Origin of the sequence: Streptomyces sp. NPDC093065 (assembly GCF_044754585.1) — a bacterium.
In the GTDB taxonomy this organism is placed as follows: Bacteria; Actinomycetota; Actinomycetes; order Streptomycetales; family Streptomycetaceae; genus Streptomyces.
Map to the genome: position 1 here is coordinate 44,996 of NZ_JBIVPJ010000031.1, position 18,064 is coordinate 63,059.

The window sequence follows — 18,064 nt, forward strand, 5'->3', positions numbered from 1 at the left end:
ACCTCCCCGTACGGAGCCCGACCGGACGGGCGCGGCAGGCGAGCAGGCACGTGAGGGTCTGCTCGCCTGCACGGGCTGGTCAGATCCTTCGCGCGTGGAACATCCACATGGAGTCACCGCCGCGGGCGGGGTCCCAGTGGGCAGGTACATGACGGTCGATGAGTCCGCCATGCTCCGCGAATTCCGACTCCGAGACCTCCCATTGCGCCGACGACAGCCACTGGGAGGGGGCAACCCCCGGGCCGGGAGCGGTGTGGGGGACGAGCCCGTCGACGATGCTGCCCTCGCCCGAGTCCTGGGTCTCCTCCCCGTTCTCCCGATGGTGGGCGGCCAGCTGCGCCCGTTGCTCCGGCGTCGCTGTCAGGTAGTCTCCCGCCAGCCAGGCAGCCGGTGCCGGGCTCGCGGCGATGTCGGCGGCGATCGTGTCGCTCGTGGCGCGGTCGAGATAGAACAGCAGCCCCTCCAGGAGCCACGCTGTGGGCCGGAAGTCGTCGAATCCCGCGGCGGCGATCAGCTCGCGCCAATTGCCTGTGGCGTCCGAGTCGATCGGAACCCGCTCCGCCGTCGCCGACAGACCGCTTCTGGCGACCAACTCGTCCTTGAAGGCGTGGACATCGGGAGTGTCGATCTCGAAGATCCGCGTACCGGCCGGCCACTGCATCCGGTAGGCACGAGCGTCGAGACCAGACCCCAGCAGGACGATCTGACGGGCGCCGGCTTGGACCGTCGCCTTGAGGTAGGTGTCGAAAAAGTGCGTACGGACAGTTACGTACTCACCCATGACCTGGGTCAGTGACGAGGTCTCGTTCACGCCGTCAGCGAGGTGGCCGCGCTGTTCGGCGGGCACTTCCTGTCGAGCGGAGACCAGCAGTCGGGCCAGCGGGTCGTCGAAGAGCGCATCGGCCCGGGTGCCTTCATGGGCACGCATCGACGCGGTCGCCACGGCGCTGCTCGCGATGGATTCCGGAATCTTGAGTTCAGCCACACCAGGACTGTAACGAACGATCATTACATTGATGCGGCGAGCCCGCTCGGCAGGAAGAGACCCTCTCTGGTGTCGCAAATGTCCGATCAGATTGTCGCGCTGATCCGAGCCTGTACGGCCGGTCTCTTTCTAGACTGCCGGTGTGACATTGAACTACCGTAACGGAGTGGCGAGTTGAGTACGATCGCGATTGTCGGCGCAGGCCCTCAGCTCGGGCAGGCAATCGGCCGGAGGTTCGCCAGTGAGGGATTCGACGTAGCACTGATCGCTCGCAACCGTACGACGCTGCAGGCGATGGCCGAAGACCTGGCCGACACAGGTGTCCGGGTCGAGATTTTCCCCGCCGACGTGACCGACCGCCCCGCTCTGCACGCGGCGCTGACCGCAGCCGAGGAGCTGCTGGGCCCGATCGACGTCCTTGAGTACTCCCCCGCCCCGGGCCCGGCCGACCTGCGCAAGGCGCCGCTCGTAGAGGCCACGAGTGTCACCGTCGACTCGGTCCTGGCGCAACTGGACCTCTACCTGCTCGGCGGTGTCGCAGCCGTGGAGCATGTTCTGCCTGCCATGCTGAAGCGTGGCACCGGGACGATTCTGGTCAGCAGTGGCGCGGGTTCCGGTCCGATCATCGCTCCCCACGTGGCGAACGTTCAGATCGCCACCGGCGGAATGCGCAACTGGATCCTCAATCTGCATGCCGCGCTCTCCGGCACCGGCGTCTACGCCGGGCATGTGGCGATCGCCGCGTTCATCGGCCAAGGCGGCGTCGACTCCCAGCCGGAGACGATGGCAGACGCCTACTGGCGGATGCACGCCGAGCGCACCGAGGCCGAGCTGCTGATCCAGGACCTGCCGGACGACTATCTGGAAAAGGGCCTGGCGGACAAGTTCGTCGACTCCTGAGCAAGCCAGTACGACGGGCCTGACGGCTCGCGGGCCGGGCATCTGGCCGTGACAGAAGACTCTCGATTGATCATCAGCATTCAGAGGCACATCGCATGAACACACGTACGACATCCGTGACCGGCTTCGTTCCGCAGCTGGATCCGGCGGCGATCGAAGACCTGCGCACTCGGGCCCGTGCGACTCGCTGGCCCGATACCTACGAGGGCGCCGGCTGGTCTCTCGGTGCCGATGTCGACTACCTGCGCGAACTCGTCGAGTACTGGGCGGACGGCTACGACTTCGAGGCCCACCGGGCCAGGCTCGCCGAGCTGCCGAGCCACCGCGTCGAGATCGACGGCATGGGGATCCACTTCCTCCACGCCCGCGCCGAGGCCCGGCCGGACGGTACCGCACCGATGCCACTGCTCCTCGCACACGGCTGGCCGGACTCGTCGTGGCGCTACCGCAAGACCCTTCCGCTGCTGACCCGGCCAGGGGCGCAGCCGGGCGAAGAGGCGCAGGTCTTCGATGTCGTCGTCCCCGACATGCCCGGCTTCGGTTTCTCCGACCGGCTCACCGGCGCGGCACCCGATGTGCGCGCCGTGGCCGGTATGTGGGCCGAGCTCATGACGTCCCTCGGGTACGAGCGGTTCGCCGTCGCCGGTGGTGACTTCGGCGCCCATGTAGTGCGCTATCTCGCGCTCGATTTCCCCGAGCGGGTCATCGCCGTACACCGCATGGACGGCGATCTTCCGGCCGGGGATCCCGCGACGCTCACCCAGGAGGAGCGTGACTGGATCCGGGACAGCCAGAACTGGCAGGCGCGGGAAGGCGCGTACTCGGCGATCCAGGTCACCAAACCGCAGACCGCTGCCGTGGGCCTCACCGACTCGCCGGCCGGCCTGGCCGCCTGGATCGTGGAGAAGCTCCAGGCGTGGAGCGACTGCAAGGGTGACCTGGAGTCCGTCTACACACGGGACGAGATTCTCGAGCTGCTCACCGAGTACTGGGTGACCGGCACGATCGGTTCGTCGATCCGTTCCTACCCGGCGATGGTGAGGATTCCCGCGGACCAGCTGCCCCGGCGGGTCGAAGTCCCCTCCGGCTTCACGATGTTCCCACGTGACTTCAAGAACGCTCCGAGGCCGTGGCTCGAACGGATGACCAACCTCGTCTACTACAGCGAGCCGACCCGCGGCGGCCACTTCGTCCCCTTCGAAGACCCTGAACTCTACGTCCAGGAGCTGCGGAAGTTTCTCGGCACCGGGTTCTGAGGAGCCGCCCCCCACTGGCCCGGGATCCAGGCAGGACGACACCTGACGACCACTGAGCGACCGGTACACCCGGTCGTTCAGTGGTCTGTGTACTCCACCGACCCCCATGGTGCCGACCGCGTCGAGAACTCTGCGCACGCCGCGGTCACGCGTGCATGCCGCCGGCCCGCCGAGGGACTGACCACCGGGACACGGCGACGCACACCAGGAACTGCACCGCGAGGAGGCGGCGCAGCTGGCGTTCATCTCCACCGAGTACTGCACACACCTGGAGCAGACCCGCGCCGCTCCCCCTCCCGCGAGGTGCTGGCGCGGCTCACTCGCGCGCTGCGCTGTCAAATGCCGAGCGCGATCACCCGCACCACCCCACCGGGACTCCGCGTACCTTCCTGGGCCCGCACCGGCATGGCCGACGTCTGTACGGCGGCTTGGACGCGGACGACTTCGCCCGGGCCTCGGTCCGGCACCTGCGCGCCGTCGCGGCGCGCTACCCGGATGCCCCCCGAGGTGACCGGCCTGGTCGATGAGCTGCTCGCGGGCAGTGAGGAGTTCGCGAGTATCTGAGCCGACCACGACGTAAGTACGCGATCCGCGCCGCAAGTCGTCATCTGTACCGCTGTCCCCGGCTCGACGTCGTCGCAAGCGCTACGGGTGCTGTCTGCCGTAGGCGTCCAACGCGCAGGGGTGCCCGGCCGACCCCGAGAAGCGAGCAAGCCGGGCGTAATCCATCCGACACGACAAGTATGCCGGACGAACCGAGCACGCCCAGATGACTGATGTCCACCGGCAGTTACTCAAGTGCGTGCCCCTCATTTCTGAAACGGTTCAACGGCAATGCGAGCCAGTGGGACGACCGGGCTCTCGGTTCACGCCCCGCCACTGAAGGGGTACGGCTGATCGTCTGCGCACAACCACCCTGCTCTGGCGTCCAGTTGTGCTTAATCGACGCCGGCAGACCGCGGTCTGCCCGCTTCACCACCAGCATCGCCTGATGCCTGGTTACGCCCCCGAACCGAGGCCACTGCCGACGAGCGGACACCGGGGACCGCATGTCGACGACCGAGCACGGGCCCGCGCCCCGTTCACGTGGATGCCCGACGCTCCCTCACCGGACAGTCTCCCGTCACCGAGGCCTCGCGACAGCGGCTCCGCACGCTCTGCGCCACCGCCCAGCCGGTTGCGGCAGCTGCCGGGCGTCGACGCGGGAGGGTCGGGATCCGCGATGCGACCGCACGCCACAGGGCCGCCCTCCCACACCACGGCTGAGCAGGGCCGACAACCCACCTCCGCGGCCGGCGCCCGCACACCGAAGACAACTGGTCAGTAGTTGCGTGCCCGCCCATTTTGAAACGTTCCATTGACACCCGGTTCAGTGTCCCTTAATTTCGTCCCACCTCGACGACAGGGGAATGACATGAGCACAGAGATCAACTCTGCGGCATCGCCCATTCGACGCCGTCTGAGCGCGGAGTACCTCCGCGCGCTGCCGAAGGCGGAGGTGCACTGTCATCTCGAAGGCTGCGTACCTCCGGAGACCGCGCGCCGCCTGGCCGAGCGCCACGGCGTCACTCTCCCCGCCGGAGCACGTGACGGGGGCGGACGCTACCTCTTCCGCAACTTCGACGAGGGACTGGCGATCTACGTCGCCGTGTCGAAATCGATGCAGACGCGGGATGACTTCAGGGCCGTCACCTACGAAAGTCTCCTCGCGGGCGCCGAAGGGGGACTCCGGTACCGGGAGATCGCCTTCAACCCGCAGAACCATCCCGAGCTGAGCTACGCCGACATGATGGACGGCATCCTCACCGGCGCTCGCGAGGCCCAAAAGGAGGCCGGCGTCGAGTCGCGCGTCATCGTCGCGATCAACCGCGAACTGGGCGGCGAAGCGGCACTCGCCCTGGTCCGCGACGTGCTCGCCCATCCCCACGACGAGGTGGTGGCGATCGGCCTCGACTCGAACGAGCTGGCAGGACGGCCGTCCGAGTTCGTGGCCGCGTACGACCTGGCCCGCGAGGCAGGCCTCAAGCTGACGGCACACGCGGGAGAGCACGGCGACTCCACCGAGATGGTCGAGTGCCTGGACCTTCTCCAGGTGGACCGCATCGACCACGGATACGCGGCACTGCTCGATCCCGAGCTGTTGTCGCGAACCGTTGCCTCGCAGATCCCCTATTCGGCGTGCTGGTTCATCGACTACCCCGAACTGGAGGTGGAGGGGCGACGCCGCGACGTCGCGGCGATGGCCGCGGCAGGGCTGAACATGTGTCTCAACTCCGACGACCCGGCACTCATCGGGCCGGAGCTCCACGACGACTTCATCGATGCCGCCGCGCATCTCGGATGGACCGTCGAGGACGCCGAGAAGTACGCGCTCGCCGGCCTCGACGCCTGCTTCGCGGACGACGCCACCACCGACCGCCTTCGTGCCGAGTTCAGGACCGAACTCGAGCGTCTCCGTCCGGTCGCCTACGGCTCAGACGACAAGTAGGGACACGACACGATGACCGACAAGCTGAATCCAACCGGTGGCGCGCTGTCGCGCCGTGGACTGCTGGGGCTCGGCCTCTCCACCACGGTGGGCTTCGCACTCACCGGTTGTGGATCCTCTTCGCGCACCGGGGCGGGCAGCGACCTGGGGCAGCTCGAGTACGCCTTCTCCTGGCTGTACGACGTGACACAGGCCGGTCCGTACATGGCGGACACGGAGGGCTACTACAAGAAGGTCGGCTTCTCGTCGGTCAAGTTCATTCCGGGTGGGCCGTCGGCCGTCTCTGTACTGACCCAGCTGGCGAGTGAAACCGCACAGTTCGGCGTCTCGTCGCCGACGGAGATCGTCGCGGCGAACCAGAACGGCGCATCGTTCCGGGTCATCGGCACGGTCTACCAGAAGACGCCGTCCTGCATCGTGTCGCTGAAGCGCAACCCCATCAGGACACCGACGGATCTGAAGGGGCGGACCATAGCCGTTTCCGACGCGGACAAGCCCGCGATGGAGGCGTTCCTCGCCGTCAACGGCCTCAGGTCCTCGGACACGACGATCGTGCCGTTCCAGTACGACCCCGCCCCTCTGGTCGCCGGTCAGGTGGACGGGATCATGGACTACTCGACGAATTCTCCGATCAGCCTCAGACAGGCCGGACACGAGACGGCCGTGATGATGTTCGCGGACCACAAGTACGCCACCATCACTCAGACCTACGTCGCCTCGACGAACCAGATCTCCAAGAACCGGACGCTGCTCAAGGCTGCCCTCCGCGCCGACATCATGGGCTGGCGGGCGAACATCGCCGACCCGGAGGCGGGCGCGAAGCTGGCCGTGAACAAGTACGGCAAGTCGTTGCAGTACCAGCTCGAGAACCAGCTGGCCTGCAACAAGGCGGAGATCGCCCTGATCAGGACCGCCGACACCGAGAAGAACGGCATCCTGACCGTCACGCAGGAGCTGCAGAGCGAGACCGTCGAGACACTCGGGCTCACCGGCGTTCACACGACCGTGGACAAGCTCTTCGACATGTCGCTGCTGGCCGAGGTCTACCGGGAGCACCCAGAACTGAAGGCACTGTCGTGACCGAGCAACAGGGAACCGACTCCTCCGTCGACGACGCCGGAGCGGCATCCGAAGACGACGACTTCGCGCGCGACGTCGGAGCGGCAGTGCGCCATCGGCGTCAGGAGCTCGGTATGGCAGGCAAGGAGCTCGCCGCCCGTCTGGGAGTGTCCGCGTCGTTCATCACTCAGCTCGAGCGGGGGCAGTCTTCCATCAGTCTGCCTCGACTCTACCGCCTGGCGGAGTTACTGGGCACCACGCCGAACGGCCTGCTCCCGGTCAGCTCCACGTCGATCCTGGTCACCCGGGCCGGAACCGGTCAGGAGATGCGGGCGGGCAATCGCGACGACGCCCAGCGGCCGCGGCTCCTGACGCGCGGGGGTTCGGGGCTGTCGCTCAAGGCGCACCGCTATCTCATCGAGCAGTCGGACCCGCCGCAGGACTGGTTCGAGCACGACGGGGAGGACTTCGTGTACGTGATCCGCGGTCTTTTGCGCGTCGACTTCCTGCGAGGCCGACCTGTGGACCTCGGCCCTGGCGACGCGCTCAACCACGACGGTGACGTCCCCCATCGGTGGGGCCTCGGAAGCGATCAGCCCGCCGAAGTCCTCATCGTCAGCAACTTCCCACACTGAGAGCGAGGAGCCCGAATGCCTGCTCAGGTAGACCAAGCACATACCACAGGGCCCGCTGGAATCGAACTTCACGAGGTCACCAAGACCTTCATGGCGAAGCGGCAGCGCGTCGACGCCCTCGGGGGCGTGAGTCTCTCGGTCGACCGGAACCGGTTCGTGAGTCTGATCGGTCGATCCGGGTGCGGGAAGTCGACCGTGCTGCGCCTGCTCGCCGACCTGGATCACCCGACTGAGGGCAGCGTGTCGGTCCATGGTGAGAGCCCTTCGGTCGCCCGCAAGGGCGGTCGTCTGGGAGTCGCTTTCCAGGACTCCGCGCTGCTGCCGTGGCGCACTGTCACGGACAACATCCGGCTTCCGCTCGAAGTGGCCGGCCGGCGCCCCGGTCGTTCGACCATCCAGGACGTCGTCGAGTTGGTGGGACTGCGGGGATTCGAGGATGCACGGCCCAGTCAGTTGTCCGGCGGTATGCGGCAGCGGGTCTCGATCGCGAGGGCTCTCGCCTTCGAACCGGACGTCCTTCTGCTCGACGAGCCGTTCGGCGCACTCGATGACATGACCCGGCAGCGGATGAACCTCGAACTCCAGCGGATCTGGACGCAGAGGCCGGCCACGACGCTGCTCGTCACCCATGGAATATCCGAAGCGATCTTCCTCTCGGACCTGGTCGTCGTGATGACGCCGCGCCCGGGTCGCATCCTTCGCACCGTAGCGATCGACCTGCCGCGCCCCCGGGTGCCGGAAATGATGCGGAGCCCTGAGTTCCAGCGTCTCGTCGACGAGCTGAGCGAGCTGTTGTTCGAGGACGACGCGACCGCTCGGGTCGACGCGGCCGGGCCGGCTACCGGGCGGAGTGCGTGAGATGACCTCCACGGACATGAGTCAGGGGCCACCGGTGTTTCCCGCGGGCCCGTCGTTGAAGCGGCGTTCCGCCAAGAGATCCGGGCGCGCCCAGCGCCAAGTCCCGGGCGCCGTGTGGACCCTCGGGGGATTCGCGGTCGCCGTCGGACTGTGGTGGCTGGTCGCCCTCTCCGAGATGCTTCCCGCCGGCTCGGTGCCGACACCACTGAGCGTGGCCGAGGACTTGACCGGAAACCTCTCGTTCTACCTCTCCAACGCCGCTCCCACCCTCGTCACGGCGCTTGAGGGCTTTGCCATCGCCGCTGTGATCAGCCTCGTCTTCGGTGCGCTCGGATCGCTGACCGGACTGCTCGAGCGCACGGTCTCCCGCGTCGCTCTCGCCATCTACTGCCTGCCGCTGCCCGCGCTCCTCCCGTTGATCGCCAGCCTCGGAGGCCCCGGCCAGCCCACGAGAATCACGATGGCGGTGCTGTTCTCGTTCTTCCCCATGCTCATCGGGGTGATCGCGGGTCTTCGTGCCACCCCGGCCGACATCGCCGCGATCGTGCACTGCGCGGGCGGTGGCCGTCTGCAGATCCTCCGCAAGGTCGGACTCCGGTCGGCGCTTCCGAACATCGTGGCCGGCGCACGCATCGCCGGTCCGGGAGCGTTCCTCGGGGCTCTCGTGGGTGAGTTCAGCGGCGCCGACAACGGGCTGGGTGTGGTGCTCGTGGTCAGCCAGCAGAAGCTGCAGATCGCGCAGACCTGGGGCATCGCCATTGTTGCCACCGTGATCGGCGGTCTCCTCTACATGGCGATCACGGCGATCGGCCGCTGGCTGCACGTGGAGCCGGTCGAGTCCCAGACCTCGTTCGCGGCGGCGCCCGGCGCCGGCCCGGTGGCGCGAGTGGCCGAGTTCCTCACGCCTGCCGTCGCACTGATCGTGCTCTGGGTCGCGATCATTCTGTTCGGGGGTGTGACCCCCCTGGTGTTCAAGTCCCCGCTCGATGTGCTGGACTACCTGGTCGGCGATCAGGCCGCCGCCGCCCATCGCAGCGCGTTGGCGACGGACTGGCTGATCACCATGCGCGATGCCGGCATGATCTTCGGCGTCGGCATGGCCGCGGCATTCCTCGCGGGATGCGTCCTCGTGAGTTTTCCCGTGCTGCTGCGACTGGGCCTTCCGCTGCTCCTCGCATCGCAGTGCGTGCCCCAGATCGCCTTCATCCCGCTGCTCGTCGCCATCTGCGGTCGGGGCACCGCGTTCATCATCGTCACCGGGCTTCTGGTGGTCTTCTTCCCGGCGATGATCGTCATCGTCACGGCACTGGAGGAACGGTCGCGGTCCACTCTCGACGTGGTCGGCGTCTTCGGCGGTGGGCGCTGGGCGACCCTCCGGTTCGTCAGGGTCCCCGGATCGGTTCCGGGCATCCTGAACGCTGCGCGAATCAGCATCCCGCTCGCTCTTTTCGGCGCGGTCGTTGCCGAGTGGCTCGTCACCGGGAACGGCATCTCCCGGGCTACGACGACCGCCGCGACAACCTTCGACTACACCCGGCTGTGGGCAGACGTGGTCGTCGTATCCGCAACCGTGATCGTGCTCTACGAGGTCGTCGCCGTCCTCCACGAGCGTGCGCGCCGACGGTTCTCGGTCTGACGACCGCGTGTCCGAAACCCCCTTCCACTCCCCCGGCCCGGCCGGCCACTGCTCAGCACGCAGGCCGCGGCATCGCAAAGGAGACCCGATATGGTCCGCTTCATAGGCCCCGACAACGACGCGTACGTCGCGAGCCTCACGAGGCATGTCGACGAGTACAAGGAACTGACGGGCGAGCCCGTGGCGCTCGAGATCATCCCTGAGACGGACTACGTGACGAACAGCCTCGACGCGCTGCGCAGCCGGCTTCGCGGCGAGTCCGCGCCGGACGTGTTCGTCTCGGGACCCGTCTCGATGTGGAAGCTCGCCGGCGAGGGCATCGTCGAACCACTCGACGTGTACCTCGACACGTGCGGCGACGACTACCAGCCGGACGACTTCCTGCCGTCCCTGCTGGACGCCAACCGCTGGACGGGACGGCGCGGGGACACCCTCGGCACCGGTCCCCTGCTGGAGATCCCGGTCAACTGGGAGACGTACAACCTCGCCTACCTGCCGGACGTCCTGGAGAAGGCAGGTCTCAGCGCGCCTCCGTCGACGTGGGAGGAGTACTTCGCCGCGGCGGCGCGGATAGCGGACAGCGTGCCGGGCATCCGGGGCTTCGCCCAGCGCGGCACCGACACCTGGCACACGATGTACACCGGATATGCCACCCAGGTCTGGTCCTACGGCGCGACCGACTTCGACGAGGCGGGCCGCAGCGCGCTCGCCAGTCCGGCGCTGCTCGCGGCGACCCGTGACTTCCTTGCAGCGGCGCGCGTGTCGGGTCCGGCACGGTTCCCCGACGGGCACTGGCTCGACGTCGCCCGCGACTTCGCGGCGGGCCAGTACGGCATGATCGTTGATTCCGACCACTACGTGGCCTTCTTCGAAGGATCGGAGTCGGCCGTACGGGGGCGCGTCGCGTACACCAGGCCTCCGCTGGGACCCGGGGGCGGGCGAGAGGCGAACATGTGGACCTGGTCGCTCGTGATGAACAGCGCCTCGCAGGACAAGGCGGGCGCATGGAGGTTCATCGAGTGGGCCAGCTCCCCGGCCTTCCTCGCCCGGGCGGCGCAGGAGGGCAACATGAATCCGACGCGGCAGAGCACCTGGGACGACGACGCCTACCGCGCGGCGGCCGCCAAGTGGAACGGCTTCGGGGAAAACAGCCTTGAGATCCTCCGGACGACCGCGCGGGTACTGCCGACTCCCATGCCCGAGTACCTGGATGTCGCCAGCATGTGGTCGGCAGCCATCGTGAAGGCGTACGAGCAGCCGGACGCCCTTGAGCGGATCTTCGGCGAGACCGCGAGCCGCATCGATCAGTTCCTGGCGGATCGGACGAGCGCGTCGTGAGGGTCGGTGTGGTGGGTGCGGGACGGCACGCGAACAACGCCCTGTACCCGTCGGTCCTCGAGGCCGGTCTCGATCTCGTCGCGGTCTGTGCCCGGACACCGGAGCGTGCGGCCCTCACCGCCGGACGCTGGGGCGCCCCGGCGCACCACACGTCGGTCCGGGACATGCTTGCGGCCGGCGGGCTCGACGGGGTGGTGGTCGCCGTGCCGTCGGCCGCCTACCGGCCGATCCTCGCCCAGTGCATCGAGGGCCGGATCCCGGTCTTCTGCGAGAAACCGGGCGGCCAGACCGCGTCCGAGCTCCGGGAACTCGCCCTCCTGGCCACCAAGACACGCACCGAGGTCGTCGTCGGGTACATGAAGCGGTTCGCCCCGGCCTACCGGGCTGCTCGGGCGGCGATCGAGTCCGTGGGTTTCGGCGCTCCCTCCCTGGCACACTTCACGTTCGCGATGGGGCGCGTCGACGAGTATCTCGCCGATCTTCGCCATTACTTGATCGACAACCCGGTGCACATGATCGACCTGGCCCGGTACCTGGTGGGGGAAATCGGCGACATCTCCGCAGTCCTCAACGTCGTACCGGCCGCCGGCCTCGGTGTGAGTCTCGTCGCCCGGGCCGAGGGAGGCGCGACATGCTCGTTCGACTTCTGCACGACTGCCTCGTTCACGCATCGGGGTGAGTTCGTCGAGGTCTACGGGCAGGGAGACTCCGTGCAGGTCGACAACGTCGACACCTGCACATATCGTCCCGCCGACGGTCCGGCGGAGGTCTGGCGTCCCAACTACACCCTGCCGACGCCGGCGAACTCCAGCTGGACCGTGATGGGCTTCGTCCCCGCCCTGCAACACTTCAGGGACGTCGTGGCAGACCGCGTCGGCAACCGGTCCGATCTCGAGAGCGCCGCGCGGACTCTCGAGACCACAGAGCTCGTCTGGCAACGTCTCGAATCATCATGGTCGGCGCTGCGTACTGAGTGATCGTGTACTCGCTGCCCGCGCGGATCGATGAGGGACGTCGCGCTGTCGGCAGTCACCCGCGGCGGCATCGCGTTCCCACCCCATCCAGCGCACGGGCCCTCGGCCTCAGCCACGCAATGTGCCGTACCGGAGCCGAGGGTCTGGGCGGTCCGCTTCAGTCGGCGCGCGCCTCACACGGGAAGCGGCAGACCCGCGGCATGGAAGAGCCGGTCACGGGAAGCCGCGGCCTCCTCGAATACGGCGTCACCTCCCTTGAGCACACCGTCCTCCTTCAGGACATCCCCTGCCACGACGACCAGAGCGACATTGCCGGCGTGGCCGCCCGCGACGATGCTGGCGGCGGCATCCGTGGCGGGCAGCAGGTTGGTGTGATCGAGGCGGATCATGATCAGATCTGCTTCCTTGCCGGGGGTCAGGCTGCCGGTGCGGTCGTCGATGCCCGCGGCCCGTGCGCCCTCGATGGTCGCGAAGGACAAGAGGTCGGCGGCGTCGAAGGTCGGCAGGCCGGGTGTCCGGTCCATGGGTCCGGCCGCCCCGGCGAGGACCAGCTGCTGGTAGGCGAGCGTTGCCCGCATGACGCCGAACATGTCTCCGCTCACGATCGTCTCTGTGTCGACGCTGAGGCTCGGACGGATACCCGCGGCGAGCAGCCGGTTGGTGGCCGGCTGGCCGAGGCCCGGCATGAAGACCTCCAGAGCGCCTGCCACGGACGCGGTGGCACCGCGTGCGGCCAGCATGCGCAGTTCTTCGTCGGTCGACGTGCAGCAGTGGATGAACGTCATGTCCGAGGCGAGCAGTCCGGCCTCCTCCAACTGCCGTACCGCCTGCTGCTGCGCCCCCCACTCGCCGAGGCCGACGTGCATGCTGATGCGCAGGCCCAGTTCACGGGCGAGCCGGATGTCCTGCTCGGACACGAGAGGGGTGGACAGTTCAGGGCCACGGAGCATCGCGTTGAGGGTTACCCGTGCCGAGTCGTCGAAGAGCACCTCGTTGCGGATGCGCCTGATGTCGTCGGGGTGGGTCCGGTCGCTGCCGAACTGCCACTGCTCGGCCTCCGTCGATGGCCATCCGTGGTCGAACACGGCGCGGATACCCGACTCCTGGTGCGCCGCGATCGCCGCGTCCGAGTGTTCTGGGCTGTTGCTGATGTGCGACTCGTCGCGCACCGTCGTCACCCCCGAGTCGAGGGACATCAGATCCGCCGCCAGGTTGCCGACGTATACGTCTGCGGGACGGAAGTACTGGCCGAGGCCGATCTGCACTTGGCTGCGGTACTCCTGATAGGTCCAGGCGGGCCCGAGGTTGCGCAGCGCTCCCTGCCAGTTGTGGCGGTGGGTGTCGATGAATCCGGGCAGCACTGCGCTCCCTGTGCCGTCGATGACCCTGGCCCGGTCGTCGGACAGGTCGCGCCCGATGCTGAGGATCCTGCCGTCGGCGACCAGGACATCGCCCACGAGATTGCCGAGCTTGTCATCCTGTGTCATCAGGTAGGCCCCCTTGATCAGGATGCGTTCCTGGGGGCGGCTCTGGTTCTGGGACACCTGTGATTCCTTTTTCTGCGTCGTGCCGAGGGCGGTCGCATGTCGCTCGTTCTTCGGGAGAGGGACAGTGGGAGCAAATCCGCGTTCGGTCCGGATGGGGTTGTGGATCATTGCGCGCCGGTGCCACGTGGACGCCTGGAGGCGATCCAGACGGCGCCGAACGTGAGCAGCGCGCCGATGCCGGTGAGGACGGACGGAGACTGGCCGTCCGAGGGGGCGAGCAGGTCCAGGGTGACGGAACCGACGAGCTGTCCCGCGATGGACGCCATGGTGAGCAGCAGCACACCGATCCGGCGCACCAGAAAGGCCGAAGCACCGATGAACACCACACCGCACAGCCCCCCGAGGTAGACCCACAGACTCGTGGGCAGCGCGTAGCCCGCGGTCCCCTTCACGAGGGTCTTCACGCCCCAGGCCGTGACGAGGACCACCGCGCCGACCAGAAAGCTGAGCCAGGTCGCCGCGAGCGGCGAGCCCGACGCGGCGGTCGTCGCTCCGTTCAGGGCCTGTTGCACACCCAGGAGGAAACCGGCGGCAACGGTCACGACAGCCGGCAGGATGATCGTGACCGGTGTGAGGGATCCGGTGAGACGAGGGAGGGCCGACACGACCGCGGCCGCCAGGACGACGGCGGCGCCCGTGAGCCGGGCCGCTCCCGGGCGCCGCCGCGGACCGCCGCCGATTCCCCTGCTGTCCACGACCAGACCGCCGAGGGTCTGACCGGCGATGGCCGACACGGTGAACACGGCGATTCCGGTGACCAGCGTGACGGTGGACTGGGCAAGGGCGAACGCACCGCCGAGCACGCCGGCCAATAGATACCGGCGGGGGAACCGGCCGTCCCGCGCCGCGCCGGCCAGACGACGCAGCGCGCCGCGCATACTGCGGGAAAAGAGCGCGACGACGGACAGGAGGAGGAGTCCACCCGAGAAGCTGATCGCCGCCGCGGCGATGCCGTCGTGGAGGCGATGACTCAACTCGCCGTTCAAACGGGCCTGTACCGGTACCACCAGGCCGGCCGCGACGGCGGCCAGAACGGCCAGTGCTCCGTTGCCGGGCACGGATGGGCGGGACCGGTCCGCCCGGTGCGGATCCGACCCGGCAGGAGGGCCTGCCCCGGCTGGTGCGGTGGAAGTACTCATGTCGAGGTCCTTGGAGAAAGGCAGCGGCCGGGCAGGCCCCGCTCGGCCCGGCCGCTGATGACCGGGCGAGGGTTGCCTGCGGCGGGCCGCGGCAAGGGCGCGCTCAGAAGGTCGTACGCGCGATGTCGTCGAGGACCGACGGACCGGTCGGGGACCAGCCAAGGACCTGCCGCGCCGTGTCGCCCGAAGCCCGCTGGTCAAGAAGAAGGGCTTCGCCGAGCAGGCCGAGCCGGTCGAGCGTCTGCACGACGGGTTCGGGCTCGACACGCCCGGCCATGCCGACGGAACGGCTCACTGCTTCGGTCAGCTCCCGAACGGTCGGGTTCTCGCCGCTCGCGCCGACGAAGTACGAAGCGGCAGGGGCCTTTTCCAGCGCGAGCACATAGAGCTCGGCCAGGTCGTCCACGTGCACGGTGGTCCAGTGCTGGTCACCGTGGCCGATCATGGTGAGTGCGGGGGTGGCTCCGGCGGTTCGGGGGCCGGCGGCGACAAGGTTGAGCAGACCGCCACCGTGGCCGTACACCACCGCAGGCGCGACGACCGAGGTCCGGACGCCCTGCGCTTGGCGTACCCGCGTGGCCAGCGGCACTCGCCAAGTGGCCAGCCGTGGGGGGTTCATGTCCGTCGCCTCGGTGATCGCCGCACCGCTGCCGTGCAGCCAGACGCCTGTGGTGTACACGAACGGCCGACCCGTGTTCCGCAGCGCGCTCAGGAAGCTGCTGACGGCCGCCTCGTCGACGGCCGCGCTGGTCTCGTCGCCCGGCGACGCCAGGTGGATCACCCCGTCGCTGTTGTCGGCGAGCTTCGCCAGGGCGTCGCCGTCCGCCAGATCGGCAATCGCGGGGTCGGCTCCCTTGGCCCGTACCTGCTCGGCCTTCGCGTCGGAGCGAACCACGGCGGTGACCTGGTGGTTCCTGGAGACGAGCCGATCGAGCACCGCGGATCCGATGTAGCCGGTGCCGCCGGTGAGCACTACGCGCATGGTCGTCCTTCTCTTGCTGTCGTTTTCCTGGTCGGGCAACAGCCCGCACGACAACAGTCGCTCCGCTCGACTATCGTGTCCAACGAATGTTTTTGCATATTCGATCGACACTCTCGATAAATGGGCGGCATGGACCAGAAGCGGCTGGAATACTTCATCACCCTGGCCGAAGAGCTGAACTTCACGCGAGCGGCTCAGCGGCTGCACATCACTCAGTCCACGCTCTCCGCCGGCATCAAGGCGCTGGAGCAGGACCTGCGGACCGAGTTGCTCCACCGCTCCACCCGGTCGGTCGAGCTGACGGAGACAGGCAGTGCGTTCCTCCCCGAGGCGCGGACGGCGATCGAGGCGCTCGATCGTGCCCGGGCCGCGGTGGAGCCGTTCTCCATGGGCCTGCGTGGCAGCCTCACCGTCGGTGTCCTCAGTGGCCTGACCGTGATCGACGTACCCGCCCTGGCCGGTGAATTCCACCGGCGCCACCCCGGGGTGCGGCTGCGGACCGAGACCTCCCAGCGCGGGACCTCAGGGTTGATCGGGCGGATCAAGGAGAGCCATGTCGACGTGGCCTTCGTAGGGGCCGACATCAAGGACGAGCACCTACGGTCCAGGGCCATCAAGCGGTACGAGGCCCAACTGCTCGTCCCCGCCGATCACCCACTGTCCTGCCGGAAGAGCGTGCGGCTCAGTGACGTTGCCGACGAATCGTTCATCGACATGCCCGTCGGATTCGGTCAACGCCAGATCGCTGACGACGCGTTCACGAGGGCGGAGTTGTCCCGACGTGTCCTCATCGAAGTCTCGGACATCACGACCATCGCGGACTACGTGGCGCATGGCCTGGGCGTGGCACTGCTCCCCCCGGACTTCGCCGCGACAGCCGGTGACGCCATTCGCACCATCCCCCTCGCAGACGTCCGGCTGGCCTGGACGCTCAGTGTGGTCGCCTCGGCGACGCGCCCGCCGACGCGGGCACTGCATGCCTTCCTCGACCTGATCCCGCACCACGTCCGAGGCGACCGGGTCTTCTGAACCAACGTCCCCGGCGCTGATGAACTCACACGCTTTCGTGGCGTGCCCGCAGATGTTCTTCCTTCGCCCTGACCGGGATCCTGTCCGGAGAGAGGAAGGACTCGGCGACGACCTGGACCTGACGGAGGCCGGCCTGGCGGTGAGGTGCGTTGTGGTCACCCTCGACGTCGTAGACGAGGTGGCTGTTTGCCCCGGTCGTCGACACCACTGCCGTATTGGCAGGCCCAGCCCTCGGTGAAGACCCGGTCGATCCAGCCCTTCATCATCGCGGGCATGCCCCACCAGTAGACGGGATAGATGAACGCGAGCCGGTCTGCCACCTCGACACGGCGGTGCATCTCCAAGACGTCATCCGGGACCGGACCGCCCCAGAAGTGCGCGTGGGTCCGCCTCTGTGAAGCGCGGATCGAACCCCTCTCGGTACAGGTCGAGCACGTCGATGGAGTGTCCGGCCTGCCGAAACGGCTGATGGAAGGCGTCCATGACGGCCGACGGGTATTTGTCGGTGAGCGGGTGGGAGAAGACGGTCAGCAGGTGCACGGGGAAGGGGCTCCGGTCCGTATTGCCATGCACCGGGAAGCGGTGTGGCGAGGGTTCTGGGCTGGCGGCACGCCAACCGTCGATCAATCCGGCAGTTCGGACAGGCGCAACGTCACGTACTCGCGGAAGTTCCTGACCTGTCGGTCTTGATGCTTGACGAACCAGACATAGCGCGTCTCGAAGGGCGTCCCATCGTGAAATGCGCCCCGGCCCTGCGCCTCGATCACAAGTTCACCCTCGGCTTGAGGATCACTCCCCATGTCGCGTACGGAGAGGACGTCGATGGCGTCGAACTTGCCGCGCTCGGGGACCGACTTCAGGTATTCACCGATCGCCTCCCTGCCTTCCAGCCGTTCCGGCGCGGGGGCGGGACCGATGGGGAACTCGTGCACCGCGTCCGGGTGGTAGATCTTGACGTACCTCTCCATGTCTCCGGCCGTGAAGCCCTCAAGGGCATGGGCGAACCAGTCGGGCAGGACGGCGTCGGACATGACGTCTCTCCGTTCGGTAGTCGTCTGGCGACAGAGAGGCACACGATGCGGCTCAATGCGGGACCGTCGCGAGAAGCACTCCCGTCTCACACCATCGTCAGCTTCTGCCGAGCCCATTGTCAATACCGAACGTTCTATCTCCCGTGTGGCCGAAGGCGCCGCCACCTCAGAGACGAGAGCCATGTCGTAACTCCTTCTGCAGAGGGC

17 protein-coding genes and 1 pseudogene are annotated in these 18,064 nt (G+C 67.8%); 11 read left to right on the forward strand and 7 right to left on the reverse strand.

Going from position 1 to position 18,064, the window contains the following annotated elements; translation table 11 throughout:
* Nucleotides 1-79: 79 nt before the first annotated feature.
* Nucleotides 80-985 (reverse strand): SAM-dependent methyltransferase, encoded by a 906-nt coding sequence (locus ACIQFU_RS35195; RefSeq protein ID WP_402557124.1) that lies wholly within the window; start codon nt 983-985, stop codon nt 80-82.
* Between the two features lie 174 nt (nt 986-1,159).
* Between ACIQFU_RS35195 and ACIQFU_RS35200 the strand changes: the two genes are divergently transcribed.
* The 10 genes and pseudogenes from ACIQFU_RS35200 to ACIQFU_RS35245 all read left to right on the forward strand — a co-directional run bounded on the left by ACIQFU_RS35200 (nt 1,160) and on the right by ACIQFU_RS35245 (nt 12,132).
* Nucleotides 1,160-1,885 (forward strand): SDR family NAD(P)-dependent oxidoreductase, encoded by a 726-nt coding sequence (locus tag ACIQFU_RS35200; RefSeq protein ID WP_402557125.1) that lies wholly within the window; start codon nt 1,160-1,162, stop codon nt 1,883-1,885.
* 95 nt (nt 1,886-1,980) lie between these two features.
* Nucleotides 1,981-3,141: an epoxide hydrolase family protein gene (locus tag ACIQFU_RS35205; RefSeq protein WP_398329970.1), complete on the forward strand. Its 1,161-nt coding sequence runs from the start codon at nt 1,981-1,983 to the stop codon at nt 3,139-3,141.
* Between the two features lie 177 nt (nt 3,142-3,318).
* A pseudogene (locus tag ACIQFU_RS35210) lies at nt 3,319-3,834 on the forward strand (helix-turn-helix domain-containing protein); the annotation flags it as partial.
* Between the two features lie 721 nt (nt 3,835-4,555).
* Nucleotides 4,556-5,629 (forward strand): adenosine deaminase, encoded by a 1,074-nt coding sequence (add, locus tag ACIQFU_RS35215; RefSeq protein ID WP_402557127.1) that lies wholly within the window; start codon nt 4,556-4,558, stop codon nt 5,627-5,629.
* Nucleotides 5,630-5,641: 12 nt separating this feature from the next.
* Nucleotides 5,642-6,709, forward strand: coding sequence for an ABC transporter substrate-binding protein (locus tag ACIQFU_RS35220; protein ID WP_402557128.1), 1,068 nt, complete (start codon nt 5,642-5,644; stop codon nt 6,707-6,709).
* Nucleotides 6,706-7,323 carry a helix-turn-helix domain-containing protein gene (locus tag ACIQFU_RS35225; protein WP_381609055.1) on the forward strand — a complete coding sequence of 206 codons (618 nt, stop codon included), beginning with the start codon at nt 6,706-6,708 and terminating at the stop codon, nt 7,321-7,323. Before ACIQFU_RS35220 ends, ACIQFU_RS35225 begins: the two co-directional genes overlap by 4 nt.
* Before the next feature lie 90 nt (nt 7,324-7,413).
* The gene (locus ACIQFU_RS35230) at nt 7,414-8,181 is read left to right on the forward strand and encodes an ABC transporter ATP-binding protein (protein WP_402557130.1); all 768 of its coding nucleotides are present in this window, start codon (nt 7,414-7,416) and stop codon (nt 8,179-8,181) included.
* Nucleotide 8,182: 1 nt separating this feature from the next.
* The gene (locus ACIQFU_RS35235) at nt 8,183-9,817 is read left to right on the forward strand and encodes an ABC transporter permease (RefSeq protein WP_402557131.1); all 1,635 of its coding nucleotides are present in this window, start codon (nt 8,183-8,185) and stop codon (nt 9,815-9,817) included.
* A gap of 90 nt (nt 9,818-9,907) precedes the next feature.
* Nucleotides 9,908-11,155, forward strand: a complete 1,248-nt coding sequence (locus ACIQFU_RS35240; RefSeq protein ID WP_402557133.1) for an ABC transporter substrate-binding protein — start codon at nt 9,908-9,910, stop codon at nt 11,153-11,155.
* On the forward strand, nt 11,152-12,132 hold the full coding sequence (locus ACIQFU_RS35245; protein WP_402557135.1) for a Gfo/Idh/MocA family oxidoreductase: 981 nt from the start codon (nt 11,152-11,154) through the stop codon (nt 12,130-12,132). Before ACIQFU_RS35240 ends, ACIQFU_RS35245 begins: the two co-directional genes overlap by 4 nt.
* A 170-nt stretch (nt 12,133-12,302) precedes the next feature.
* Here ACIQFU_RS35245 and ACIQFU_RS35250 read toward each other — a convergent pair whose 3' ends face one another.
* The 3 genes from ACIQFU_RS35250 to ACIQFU_RS35260 form a co-directional block, all read right to left on the reverse strand.
* Nucleotides 12,303-13,673 carry an amidohydrolase family protein gene (locus ACIQFU_RS35250; protein ID WP_402557137.1) on the reverse strand — a complete coding sequence of 457 codons (1,371 nt, stop codon included), beginning with the start codon at nt 13,671-13,673 and terminating at the stop codon, nt 12,303-12,305.
* 107 nt (nt 13,674-13,780) lie between these two features.
* Complete coding sequence (locus ACIQFU_RS35255; protein WP_402557139.1) at nt 13,781-14,734, reverse strand: DMT family transporter; 954 nt, start codon at nt 14,732-14,734, stop codon at nt 13,781-13,783.
* Between the two features lie 184 nt (nt 14,735-14,918).
* Complete coding sequence (locus tag ACIQFU_RS35260) at nt 14,919-15,908, reverse strand: NAD-dependent epimerase/dehydratase family protein (RefSeq protein ID WP_402557141.1); 990 nt, start codon at nt 15,906-15,908, stop codon at nt 14,919-14,921.
* 9 nt (nt 15,909-15,917) lie between these two features.
* On the opposite strand from ACIQFU_RS35260, the gene ACIQFU_RS35265 reads away from it, so the two are divergent.
* On the forward strand, nt 15,918-16,826 hold the full coding sequence (locus tag ACIQFU_RS35265; RefSeq protein ID WP_402557142.1) for a LysR family transcriptional regulator: 909 nt from the start codon (nt 15,918-15,920) through the stop codon (nt 16,824-16,826).
* 155 nt (nt 16,827-16,981) lie between these two features.
* Here ACIQFU_RS35265 and ACIQFU_RS35270 read toward each other — a convergent pair whose 3' ends face one another.
* The 3 genes from ACIQFU_RS35270 to ACIQFU_RS35280 all read right to left on the reverse strand — a co-directional run bounded on the left by ACIQFU_RS35270 (nt 16,982) and on the right by ACIQFU_RS35280 (nt 17,857).
* Nucleotides 16,982-17,164, reverse strand: a complete 183-nt coding sequence (locus ACIQFU_RS35270) for an NAD(P)H-dependent oxidoreductase (RefSeq protein ID WP_402557178.1) — start codon at nt 17,162-17,164, stop codon at nt 16,982-16,984.
* Nucleotides 17,165-17,174: 10 nt separating this feature from the next.
* Nucleotides 17,175-17,366 (reverse strand): NAD(P)H-dependent oxidoreductase, encoded by a 192-nt coding sequence (locus tag ACIQFU_RS35275; protein WP_402557144.1) that lies wholly within the window; start codon nt 17,364-17,366, stop codon nt 17,175-17,177.
* 83 nt (nt 17,367-17,449) lie between these two features.
* On the reverse strand, nt 17,450-17,857 hold the full coding sequence (locus ACIQFU_RS35280) for a nuclear transport factor 2 family protein (RefSeq protein ID WP_402557146.1): 408 nt from the start codon (nt 17,855-17,857) through the stop codon (nt 17,450-17,452).
* Between the last annotated feature and the right edge of the window lie 207 nt (nt 17,858-18,064).